Origin of the sequence: uncultured Anaerococcus sp. (assembly GCF_937934665.1) — a bacterium.
Taxonomy (GTDB): Bacteria; Bacillota; Clostridia; order Tissierellales; family Peptoniphilaceae; genus Anaerococcus.
The window spans coordinates 1-11,580 of record NZ_CALGYW010000014.1 but is presented as its reverse complement, the minus strand read 5'-3'; the positions used below and the strand labels follow the sequence as shown (position 1 = coordinate 11,580).

Below are 11,580 nucleotides of genomic sequence, written 5' to 3'. Positions count from 1 at the left end.
GTATCTTTTGATAAGACATTAAAGAAGGCTGAGTATCCTGCTACTCTTACTATTAGGTTTTTGTGTTTTTCTGGGTGGTTTTGGGCGTCTATTAGAGTGGCTTTGTCTACTACGTTGTATTGGATGTGGTAGCCTTCTAGGCCGTCGAAGAAGGCTCTGGTTAGGGCTATTAGTTTGTCTTTGTTGCCTTTTTTATCTAGCATGGTTGGGGTTACTTTTTGGTTTAAGAGGACCCCGCCTGTGATGTCTCTGGTTGGAAGTTTGGCTACAGATTTTAGGACTGCTGTTGGACCGTTTAGGTCTGAACCGTGGCTTGGTGAACATCCTTCTGCTAGGGCTTCGCCCTTTTTTCTACCGTCTGGTGTTGCAAGGGTTCCTGCTCCTTGAGGTACGTTGGCTGAGATTGATGAGGTGCCTGCGTAGTAGCATCCACCGATTGGTCCCCTACCGTATCTGGTGTTTTTTGCCTTTTTAATTTCATCTATATAAGAATTGTAGGCTCTTCTTCCTAATAAATCTACGTAGTCATCATCATTGCCATATTTTGGAGCAGCTTTTAAAAGCTCTCTGATTTCCTCACCCCTAGGTCCTTCAAAGTTATCCATGAGGGCAGTCCATAGTTCTTCCTTGCCAATTGTCTTATCTTCAAAAATAGTTTTCTTGATCGCTGCAAGGGAATCTGCTGTATTTGCTATTCCTACCTGAAGGCCTGAGATAAAGTCATAAACTGCTCCACCTTCCTTCATGGTTAAGCCTCTTTCTATACAATCATCTGTTAGGACACTTGCAAGGATGTCGGCTGTGTTTTCTTCTTGAATCATGTCACAAACTGAGTCTACTACTACTGTTTGCCTTGCCATTTCCCTGACAGTCTTATCCCAAGAATCCATGAAATCTTCAAAATCATCTAAGTCTTTAAATGCTTTTACATCTTTTATTAGTGGAGTGCCTGTAGCTGGGTCCTTACCGCCGTTCATGGCAATTAAAATACCCTTGGTGAAGTTTAGAAAGCTCATGCCTGTACACCTATAACCCCACTTGCCTGGGACAGCTGTTTCTACACATCCTACCGCACAGTAGTTGTAGGCGTCTTCTTCTTTTACACCCTTTTCTATAAAGGATGGGATGATTACTTCATCTGAGTTAAAGGCTGGCATACCAAAACCACATCTGATTACCTCTAGACATTCCTTCATGAAGTCTGCTGGTAGATTTTTATGATACCTTACTGTTAGGTTTGGTTGTGGGAGGTGGCACTGAGCGATTGTCTTAAGAATTAGCCAGCTTGTCTTGTTTGTGGCATCTTTTTTATCCTTGGTTTGGCCTCCTATGGTCACGTTTTGGTAAAGAGGGCTACCTGCAGAAAATACTGTATGACCCCAAGGTCTTACCTTATTTATTGAGTAGGTTTTTAGCCAAAGATTAACAAGGACTTCGCTTGCTTCATCTTCTGTAATCCTACCGCAGGCTAGGTCTTGTCTGAGATAAGGATCTAGATATTGGTCAACCCTACCATAGGAAACTGAGTGGCCGTTTGATTCTATTTGTAAAATCAAATGGCAGAGCCAAATGGCTTGGACTGCTTCTTTGAAAGTCCTTGCCGGTTCATAAGGGACCCTCCTTAGCATCCTGCCTATTTCTAATAACTCATCTTTTCTTTTTTCTTCTTTTGTATCTCTTGCCATATCTTCTGCAAGGACTGCATACCTTAGGGCAAAATCCCTAACTGCGTCTATTACTATGATACAAGCCTTGTAAAAGTAGGTTTTTTTGATATTTTTATAATCAGACAGGTCAAGCTTTCTTAGCTTTTCCTCTGCCCTTCTCTTATATTCCTTCAGGCCAACTTTTAGCATATTGGTGTAATCAGCTGCGAAGTGACCGTCACCACTGGTTACCTTGCCTAAAAAGGAAATTATGCCTAAATCTGCGTATTTTTGAGCTGCATCAGGCATGTAAGGTTTGCCCTTATCGTATATGGTATTATTTTCCCAAAATGGGTAAATGGTCCTTAGTTTTTCCTTGTTTTCTTCTGTGATTGTGAAAACATCTCCGTCACGCTTTTCTAGCTCGTCTAGCTCGTCAATTACCCATTTCATGGCATACTCAGGGAAAATTGGCGCAGCCCTATTTGAAGAAGCTTGGTTACCCGCTATAAGGCCACAGTCTTCTATGTAGATTGACATATTCTCCAAAATATCCTTTAGCATCAAGGCTCTTTTGATGTGGAGGGGTTTGTTTTGGTTTTTCTTATAAGACTTTGTTACAATCTCTGCCCTTTCTACGCAAATTTTTGGAGTTCTATCTAAAAGCTCATCTCTTAATCCTTGCATCCTAGGTGTAAGATTTCCAAAATAAGTGCTACCGTATGTTGACTTTGTCATGATTTTCCCTTTCTATTGTTAATTTTATATTATCTTTCATTCGAAAGTTATTTGTATTTCTAATGCAATTTTACTTTGGACTTTCTCCCTTGTCAATTATTATTTATAAGTAATCCAACAATGGTATAGTCTCTATAAAGAAAGAATTTAGCAAAGGATGAATTATGAATAAAAATTACGAACTAGTCAAAAGTGAAAATTTCCCTTCTATAGGAGTAGAAGCCTTTCACTACAACCATATAAAAACCGGGGCGAATATTATCTTTGCCAAAAAAGACGACGCCAACAAGACCTTTGGAATTGGTTTTAAGACTCCTCCAACAAACTCCAAGGGCCTTGCCCATATTATGGAACACTCAGTTTTAAACGGATCAGCAAAGTTTCCATCCAAGGATCCTTTTATGGCCATGGCCTCTTCAAGTCTGCAGACTTTTTTAAATGCCATGACCTATCCAGACAAGACTGTTTTTCCTGTTTCAAGTGAAAATGACAGGGACTTTAGAAACCTCGTTGACGTCTATACTGATGCAGTTTTTGCCCCCCTTGTTGTAAGCAAAAAGGAAATCCTTGACCAGGAAGGATGGCATTTTGATATCGAGAACGATGAGGTTGTGGGAGTTTCCGGTGTAGTTTATAACGAAATGAAGGGAGCCCTATCAGACCCTGAAAGCATCATAGATAATGATATCAATACCTACCTTTACAAAGAATCCCCTTATGAGTACGAGTCTGGCGGAGACCCTAGGGTTATAAAAGACCTAAGCTTTGATGAGTTTAAAGAATTTTACGAAAACCACTACCACCCATCAAACGCCTATATCTACTACTACGGCAATATCGAGGACATAGACCCCTACCTAGCTAGGCTTGATAGAGATTACCTATCAAAATATGACAAAAAAGACCTAAGGCTAGATATAAAAGTTAGGGAAAATATCTATAAGGAAAAAATCGAATCCACCTATCCAGCAAGCGAAGAAAATAAAGGCCAAGACTACCTAACCTACGCCATGCTTACCCACTCTGCCCTAGATGTAAAGGAAACACTCACAGCGGCCATCCTTGTAAATACGCTCTTTAATATGGATTCATCTAAGATAAGGACAGAAATCCAAGAAAAACTAGATCCAGAGTATTTCTACGCAAGAAATGCCTATGGCAATAGGTCTGCCCTTATTATCCAGGCTCAAAAAACTGACTCCGCTAAGGTAGATGACTTTGTAGAAATAATAGAAAGAGGTCTAAAGGAGGCAAGCGAGAATATCAACAAGGAAGCTCTTAAGTCAGCCTTCTCACTCTTTGATTTTGCCCAAAGAGAAAACCTAAACTCTGTTAATGCTGGTCTAAACTACTACCTATCCATGTCCTTTGATGCAGATCCTTTTGAAGTATTTAGGGTGGTTGACTACTTAAAAGACTTAAAAGCCCTAATTGGCACTGGCTACTACGAGAACTTTATAAGGAAGTTTTTCCTAGATAATCCTACTAAACTTATTCATATTTCAAAACCTTCTGTAGACTATAATAAAAAAGAAGAAGAAAATTTCAAGGCCTACCTAGAAAAAGTCAACGAAGAAATGACCCCAGAAAAACTTGCCGAGATAAAAAAAGACCTAGATAAACTTAAGGCCTACCAGGCAAGCGAAGATACAGAAGAAATCAAGGCCATGATTCCAAAGCTTGATATAGAAGATGTGCCAACAAAGACCACTCCAGTTCCTAGAGAAGTTAAAACTGATACTTTTGAATACGTCTTTAACGACCTTGCCACAGCAGGTCTTATCTATACTGATATGTATTTTAATGTAAACCACCTAGACCTAGAAGAGTTCAAGTACGCCCAACTTCTTGGCGAACTTATGGGGTCAGTTGATACCAAAAATATGAAATATACAGAGATTGATAACCTAATCTGGCAAAAACTCGGATCTCTAAACTTCTCCATCATGACCTTTAGAAAGGGCCTAGATGAGATTGATAGGACCTTTAGGGTGACATTTAAAACCCTTCCTAGCTATGCCAAGGATGCAGCGGGTATAATAAAAGACTTTACAAGTAATTCCCTCTTTGATAATAAGGCTCGTATCCTCGAACTTTTGAGGATTAGAAAGTCAATTTTTGAATCAAGGATGTATGATATTGGCCATATGATTGCTATAAACAGGGCAAATTCTCATATAGATAAGCACGCCTTTATCCAAGAAAACCTATCAGGCCTAGCCTACTATGACTTTATCAAGGAAAATATAGACCTAGGTCAAAATAACTTTGAAAAACTAAAAGAAAGGCTCGAAGACGTCTATAAAAAAATCTTCACCAAGGACCTTTCCATAAATGTAACAAGCGAAAAAAAGGGCTATTACCTTATGAAATCAGCCATAAACGTAACTTTCGCAGATTTAGGAGATAGGGAAGCTGATAGGGAAATAAGCTTTGAAACTAAGTCTATAAAAGAAGCAATCATGACCGACGCAAGTGTCAACTACGTCTCAAAATCAGCCTGCCTTTACGAATTTGAAGGCTCCTACGATGGCAAATTCCTCCTAGCAGGATCTATCATGTCAAACCCTTATCTCTACTCCCTAATCAGGGCCCAGGGCGGGGCTTACGGAGCAGGTATGTTTGTATCAAGGTCTATGATGCTTGCAACCTATTCCTACAGAGACCCAAATATAGGTAAAACTATCGAAGCTTTCGATAGCCTAGGAGAGATCGCCAAAAGCCTAGAAATGACTGAAAGAGACTTTGAAAATCAAAAAATTTCTTCAATGGGTACGATTTTAAGACCTAGAAGTCCAAAGCAAATGGGAGATGCTGACTACTCCTACTTTAGGATTCCATCAGCCAAAAAGGAAGATGACATCCTAGGAGAAATCAAAAGAGCAAGCCTTGACGATATCAAAAAACTTAGCGAAAGCTTTGAAAAGACAATGAAGCTTGATAACCTGGTTGTTTTTGGTTCTAGGGCTGATATTTCAAAAAATAAGGACATCTTTGACGAAATTAAAGACCTAAAATAAGATAAGTTTCAGTTAGGTTTTAAGAAACTTAATTGTAACCTTAATAATTTTAAAAATATTTAACCTCTAGTATAATATAAGTGAGAGGAAGATCACCTTTTGTAAGGAGATAAAATGAAGAAAAAAGATAAATACAGTCAAAAAGATAGCTTTAATTTCAATTTTGACTTTGACGATATAGATTTTGAATCTATTGGCGAAACTATAAAAAACTCAGTAAACAATGCAGTATCAGGCTTTACTAAGGGATATAGGAAAAAATTACCCGCAACTAAAGACCCAGCTGTCTGCGATCAAAAACCATCCGTCCAAAATAAGTCCATCCTCCTAAAGATAGGAGCTGGGCTTGTGGGTATGACCCTTTTTGCCATGGGTCTTGAATGGCTAAGCTCTATTCCACTTATGACAAAAATCCTAGGCCTTGTCTCCCTTGCTGGAGCGGTGGCAGGACCAGTTCTTATGTGGAGGCTAGCAAACCAATATAAGAGACTTGCCATAAACTACTCCAGATACAGGAGAGAGCTAGGAAACTCAACTATTATCTCAATAAGAGATCTCGCAAGTGCTGTAAGCCAAACTGAGGAGGAGACTATTAAAGATTTGCTTTATTTCATGAAGCAAAACTACTTCAAACAGGCAAGGATAGTTGAAAATGACTCAATATTTATCCTAGATATTCCAACCTTTAAGCTTTATAAGGAAAATCTAGGAAATATCCCTTCCTATAAAAAAGAAAAAATAGGCCCTGTAGAAGAAGTATCCACTTATGAGGCTCGAGAAATAATCGAAAATTCAAGTGCGATATTAAATGATATGGAGAAAAAACAAAACAAAATTCTCTCACAAAGCTTTAGGGCGGTCTTAGATCCCCTATTTGAAAATATAAGGGATATCCTGGATATTTTAAAAAAATACCCAGACAAGGAAGCAGGCCTAAATAAATTTAACGATTTTTATATGCCAACTGCAGCCAAACTTGTTGAATCCTACCAAGAATTTGAACAAATAGACACAAGTGACACCAAGATTTTGAAATCCATGGCAGAGATAGAAAGGTCAATTAAGACCATAACTGAGGCCTTTGATAAGATTAAAGTTGACCTTATATCTGATAGGGCCATGGATGTAAAGACCGATATAGATACAATTAGGCTTGTTTTAAAACAAGAAGGACTACTAGAAGGAGACTTTAAAGACCATGAGTGATATCGAATTAAAACTAGACGGTTTAGAGGAAAACGACGAAAAACTAGATCAAATCCTAAAGAGCCAACCAGAAAATATTGAAAATAGGGTTGTCTTTACAGAAGATGAAGAGAAGATGATAGATGAATTTGCTAAAAAAATCGACCTAGACAATACCAACATCATCCTCCAATATGGGTCAGGAGCACAAAAGAAGATATCAAACTTCTCTGAAAAGACCCTAGATGCTGTAAAAGATAAAGACCTGGGTGAAATCGGAAAACTTTTAGATACAGTAGTTATGGATATAAAAACCATGGACGATGAAGAAGAAGCTAAGGGACCCCTCGGCTTTTTCAAAAAGGCAGGCAAGAAAATTGACAACATCAAGGTCAAATACCAATCTACAGAAAAAAACATCAATGAGGTAACCCGAGCCCTAGAAAACCACCAAATCACCCTTATGAAAGACATCTCTATGCTAGATCAGATGTATGATTTGAATGAAGAATACTACAAGGAAATCTCCATGTACATCGAGGCTGGTAAGAGAAAGCTTGATGACCTATACCAAAATGAACTCCCTGCCCTAGAGGCGACTGCAAATAAGTCAAACCTACCACTCGATGCCCAAAAGGTAAATGACCTAAAGGCCCAGGCCAACCGTTTTGAGAAAAAACTCCACGATCTAGACCTCACAAGGATGGTCTCAATCCAGATGGCCCCACAAATAAGGATGGTCCAATCATCAAACTCTATCATGGCAGAAAAAATCCAGACAACCATAGTTACAACCATCCCACTCTGGAAAAACCAAATGGTCCTAGCCCTAGGCATGCACCACACCGACCAGGCTATAAAAACCCAACAAATGGTAACAGAGCTAACCAATGACCTACTAAAGAAAAACGCCGACACCCTAAAACAAAATACCATAGACACAGCCAGGGCCACAGAACGCGGCATAGTAGATGTAGAAACCATCAAACACACCAACGAAGCCCTAATCTCAACAATCGAAGAAGTAAGAAGTATCCAGATAGAAGGGGCTAAAAACCGCGAAAAAGCCCAAGCTGAGATAAGAAGTCTAGAAGAAGAACTAAAGAAAAACCTAACTAGGAGAAACTAGGGTATAATATCAGTAGTGATAATATTTATCAGTTGATGAACTTTAAGTTAATCGAAAATCAGTCGCAAAATTAACAAGTTAATTTTGTAGGGATCGTAATCTTTTTACAATCAATGCTCCTATTCGTCGCATCGCTTGTAAAAAATTACATAAGGTTTCTCATCAGTTTATACTTCGCACTTCGTGCTTGATAAACTGTTAGAACCATGAAAATTTTGCCTACAAAATTTTCATTACCATTAGAGAAAGGAACCATTATGAGTGAACAAATCGAATACAAATTTGATTGCCAAATGCTAATCGCAAGAGTTGACAAAGACCTAGACGAAGACGAAATCTTTGACTATATATCAGAAAATCTAGAAGGTGATAGCCTGCTAGCTGTAGGAGATGAAGACCTTATAAAAATCCACTTCCACTCCAACAAACCATGGGAAGTCCTAGAATACGCTGCAAGCCTAGGTGACATCCACGACATAGTCTTTGAAAACATGCAAAGACAAGCCGACGGACTCCAAGGCTGAAAATCCAAAAAGAGAGCCTCGCAAATGCGAAGGCTCAGAGTGTAGACAAAATATATAGACATACGCCATTCCGACAGAGAAGCCCTCAGATAGTTTACCTCGAGCGGAGTCGAGAGGACGAGGAATCCTATAAATCAGGGGTTGTATGACTGTTCTTTGTTTTTTAGTTGATAAAACAAACAAATGGTTTGATTTGTCAACAGCCTGAGCCTAGCAAACGCGAAGGCTCACTTTTTTTCCATTCCAAACTAGAATTTAGTTTTTTTATTCACACAGCCTATCAAATACATATTTATCATATCTTCACAAGATATTTTATAAAGATAAGCTAATTTTTCAAACTACTATTATTTTCTCATATTTTATCTATAAATAATTTTAATACTTAAGGATCAACTAAATATATACACGTTTCGACCGAAGTGGAGAAACCTCATACGTACACTAGAACCCAGATCTGCTCATACATTTGGGATACTTTTAAAAAAGAATTCTCTTACCTAAAATTATCCAAACACCCATACCATATTAATTTTACATAGGTGGCCAGAGATTTCTCCATGCGTTCGTTTCACTCACTTAGTCGAAATGTGGGTTAATTATCCATACTAATTCTCAGAATCCTAAGATTTTTATTATCCAAAAAATAATAACTACCTTGAAACCAACTAAATAACTACACGTCTCGAGCGAAGTCGAGAGACCTCCTACGTACACCCAAACATAGCTCTGATTATACATTTGAAGCAACTATAAAATTAATACCTAATCCAAGAATTATCCCGACTCCCCTACCACAATACCTATTTGAAAGTGGCTAGAGGCTTCTCCACTTAGTTTACCTCGAGCGTAGTCGAGAGGAAGCGGGGATAGAGACCTCTCGTCACTTCCCTCCTCGATGTGGGTGGTGGGTCGAACTATATCTCGAGGTTTAAAAATTCAATTTATAATATAATTATCTATATCTTTAAAAAGACATACGACTTCTAGCGCCGTCCCGAGCGAGAAGGCAAGCCTGCCCGGCTGGTGGAGGGCCCGTGCGGAGCACCTCGCAGCGAAGCGAGAGAGAATTCGACGAGGGACCTCATAAATTCTGGAATAAGCATTAGAAAAGGTCCCCCCTGACGTAACTAAAAAAGTCCAAAAAGATTTACAAGCTTTCACCTCATAAAAGCCAAGCAAGAATAATCACTTGCCTCGCTTAGGCCGAGTTTCTTATAAAATCCCTTCGTTTTTTCAGTATCATCAGTCAATAGGACAAATTGGCGGATTTTTTTGTTTTCTTTCATAATTTCCTTTAATAAATTACCACCTAGGCCACGCCCCTGGTAGGCTTTTAAAAGCAAGATGTCTTGGAGATAGCAAATTGTAGCCCCGTCTCCTATTGTCCTTGCAAGACCTATTAACTTCTCCCCCTCCCAAAGGGTCCAGACTTTCTGCGAATTTTCTATTGCTTTCATCAATAAGTCTGGTTCATCTGTATAGGAAGTCCATCCCACGTCTTCATAAAGGGCCAATATTTGTTCTTTTTCTGGCAATATCCCAACTTTTATTTTCATTTTTTCCTCCTAACCCACATATTCCCCATTGTCCATGACAAAAGGTGGGCAGGTTGCTGGGTCTGTGTAGTCCTTGTATTTTTCTTTTAGATAAGCGTAGACAGCCTGTCTATTTGGAAACTTGATGGCTTGGTAGGGCTCTTCGAAGGAGATTTTTTCTACAAAGAGGTAGCCGCCCTCGATATTAACAAGGACTCCTATATGACCTATAAAAAGATAGTTACCGTCTAGATTATCGTGGATAACTACAGATACTAGGTCAGCGTTTTTAGGATGCGACCAGTCCTTATAATACTCTTCCATAACCTTGGCCTGGTCTTCTGGATTTTTGGATCCATTTGTAGGGACCCTTGAGAAAAATTTCTTAAAAGTTTCAGTAATTCGCTCGTCAAAAAGCTCGCCTTCCTTGATTTTCTCAAGGTCCATAAAAAGCATCTCATCATCAGGATCGCCTGCCTTTTGGACCTTCATATTATCAGCTGCCAAAAGATATGAATTTATCCTGCAATTAGTATCGGGATAATTTTTATCAGCTTTTTCCCTATTTTCGATAAGCTTGCCCACATCGTAGACAGGATTTATATCCTCCTTAAAATCCCCGATAAGATTTTCTTTTCCGACAGTTTGGTTATAATCCTTAACCATGGAAATAAACTTATCAACAGAAGCCACTGCCGGGTCATTATCTACTCCGAGGGCATCCTTAAGGGCTTTTTCTACAAAAGCAAGACTCTCATCATTTGCCATATTAGAAAGACTTGCTGTTTCTATAATAGGTTTGTTTTTTAACTTAGATTCTGTTGCCAGGTCTTCTTTACCACAGCCTGTAAAAGCCGCCAGACAAAGAACTAGGCCTAATAATATTTTTTTCATAGGACCTCCTTTATTCTTGGCCTTATTATAAATTATCCAGTCGAGACTTGTCAATTGAGATATTTCCCTAAGTCAAAAAAAGGATCCAAGTTTTAGGTCCCTTTTATTAAAGTTAGTCTTCAATTACCAGAGCTGTATCCTTATCTAACATGAAGGGTCTTAGGTAGGCTAAGGTAGATGCTAGGGGCAGGAGACTTGGGTCGAGGTCTATATTTGACTTTTCTTTAATATATAACCTACGCTTTTTGATCCTTGCCCACATTTCTGGGTATTTTTCCTCTATTTCTCTTCGCAAAGCTTCGTCCGCTATGGCAACAGTTGACTCAGCTGATACTCCCTGGTGGCCTTCTTGGCTAGGGATAAAGTCTACTTGAAAGATCATTCCCGACTTAACTTCCCTATCAGATCCCTTATAAAACGGAGAAGATAGCCATTCTTCATCTGCTGTTAGGTGGCCTGGATTTAGCTGCCAACCATATGTTTCCTGAGGATAAAACTTAGAAAAGTCATCATAAAATTCTCCGCCAAGTTTTCCTATCCTTACATTTTCTAGCCAATACACATAGGCCTTGAAATAAGGAATAACAACATCTTCTAAATATCCTGGATCGACCTTTTCAAGCTCTTCGATATCTTCTACGGCATAGCCTGCCCTTGATGAAAGTCCACCCTTGTAGCCTACAGTCAGGGATACCTTATCACCTTTATCAAGATTCCTTGATCTTGGGTAGATATTGGCATTTACAAACCTATCGCCAAAGGCAGCTATGGTTACAACTGACTGGTACTGGCCGTCACGGTTTAGAAGATTTCCTATTTCTAGTTCATTAACCCCCTCGGCTAGCCCATCGTAGGCAGCAAGTAAGGCATCTGATGCAAGACTTGCCCCGTATTCATAGCGGGCAA

Annotated in this window: 8 protein-coding genes; 4 read left to right on the top strand and 4 right to left on the bottom strand. The window is 39.1% G+C overall.

Annotated elements, in window-relative coordinates:
* A partial coding sequence (locus Q0410_RS00685) for a glycyl radical protein (RefSeq protein ID WP_299031695.1) occupies window positions 1-2,384 on the bottom strand: 2,384 nt, incomplete at its 3' end.
* Between the two features lie 164 nt (window positions 2,385-2,548).
* Here Q0410_RS00685 and Q0410_RS00680 point away from each other — a divergent pair.
* The 4 genes from Q0410_RS00680 to Q0410_RS00665 all read left to right on the top strand — a co-directional run bounded on the left by Q0410_RS00680 (window position 2,549) and on the right by Q0410_RS00665 (window position 8,242).
* Complete coding sequence (locus Q0410_RS00680) at window positions 2,549-5,404, top strand: insulinase family protein (RefSeq protein WP_299031692.1); 2,856 nt, start codon at window positions 2,549-2,551, stop codon at window positions 5,402-5,404.
* Window positions 5,405-5,518: 114 nt separating this feature from the next.
* Window positions 5,519-6,610: a hypothetical protein gene (locus tag Q0410_RS00675; RefSeq protein ID WP_299031690.1), complete on the top strand. Its 1,092-nt coding sequence runs from the start codon at window positions 5,519-5,521 to the stop codon at window positions 6,608-6,610.
* Complete coding sequence (locus tag Q0410_RS00670; protein ID WP_299031688.1) at window positions 6,603-7,718, top strand: toxic anion resistance protein; 1,116 nt, start codon at window positions 6,603-6,605, stop codon at window positions 7,716-7,718. The genes Q0410_RS00675 and Q0410_RS00670 overlap by 8 nt, the downstream gene beginning before the upstream one ends.
* A gap of 257 nt (window positions 7,719-7,975) precedes the next feature.
* A complete protein-coding gene (locus Q0410_RS00665; RefSeq protein WP_299031685.1) occupies window positions 7,976-8,242 on the top strand; it encodes a kinase to dihydroxyacetone kinase in 267 nt (88 codons plus the stop codon).
* 1,160 nt (window positions 8,243-9,402) lie between these two features.
* On the opposite strand, the gene Q0410_RS00660 is transcribed toward Q0410_RS00665, so the two are convergent.
* From Q0410_RS00660 to Q0410_RS00650, 3 genes are all read right to left on the bottom strand, one after another.
* On the bottom strand, window positions 9,403-9,801 hold the full coding sequence (locus Q0410_RS00660; protein WP_299031682.1) for a GNAT family N-acetyltransferase: 399 nt from the start codon (window positions 9,799-9,801) through the stop codon (window positions 9,403-9,405).
* Between the two features lie 9 nt (window positions 9,802-9,810).
* Window positions 9,811-10,674 (bottom strand): DUF4300 family protein, encoded by an 864-nt coding sequence (locus tag Q0410_RS00655; protein ID WP_299031679.1) that lies wholly within the window; start codon window positions 10,672-10,674, stop codon window positions 9,811-9,813.
* Window positions 10,675-10,786: 112 nt separating this feature from the next.
* On the bottom strand, window positions 10,787-11,580 hold a 794-nt coding region (locus Q0410_RS00650), incomplete at its 5' end, for a M24 family metallopeptidase (RefSeq protein ID WP_299031676.1).

Bases quoted from the DNA above. Each gene is read 5' to 3' on its own strand.
- Q0410_RS00680 (WP_299031692.1), top strand. From the start codon at position 2,549: ATGAATAAAAATTACGAACTAGTCAAAAGTGAAAATTTCCCTTCTATA.
- Q0410_RS00660 (WP_299031682.1), bottom strand. From the start codon at position 9,801: ATGAAAATAAAAGTTGGGATATTGCCAGAAAAAGAACAAATATTGGCC.
- Q0410_RS00675 (WP_299031690.1), top strand. From the start codon at position 5,519: ATGAAGAAAAAAGATAAATACAGTCAAAAAGATAGCTTTAATTTCAAT.
- Q0410_RS00670 (WP_299031688.1), top strand. From the start codon at position 6,603: ATGAGTGATATCGAATTAAAACTAGACGGTTTAGAGGAAAACGACGAA.
- Q0410_RS00665 (WP_299031685.1), top strand. From the start codon at position 7,976: ATGAGTGAACAAATCGAATACAAATTTGATTGCCAAATGCTAATCGCA.
- Q0410_RS00655 (WP_299031679.1), bottom strand. From the start codon at position 10,674: ATGAAAAAAATATTATTAGGCCTAGTTCTTTGTCTGGCGGCTTTTACA.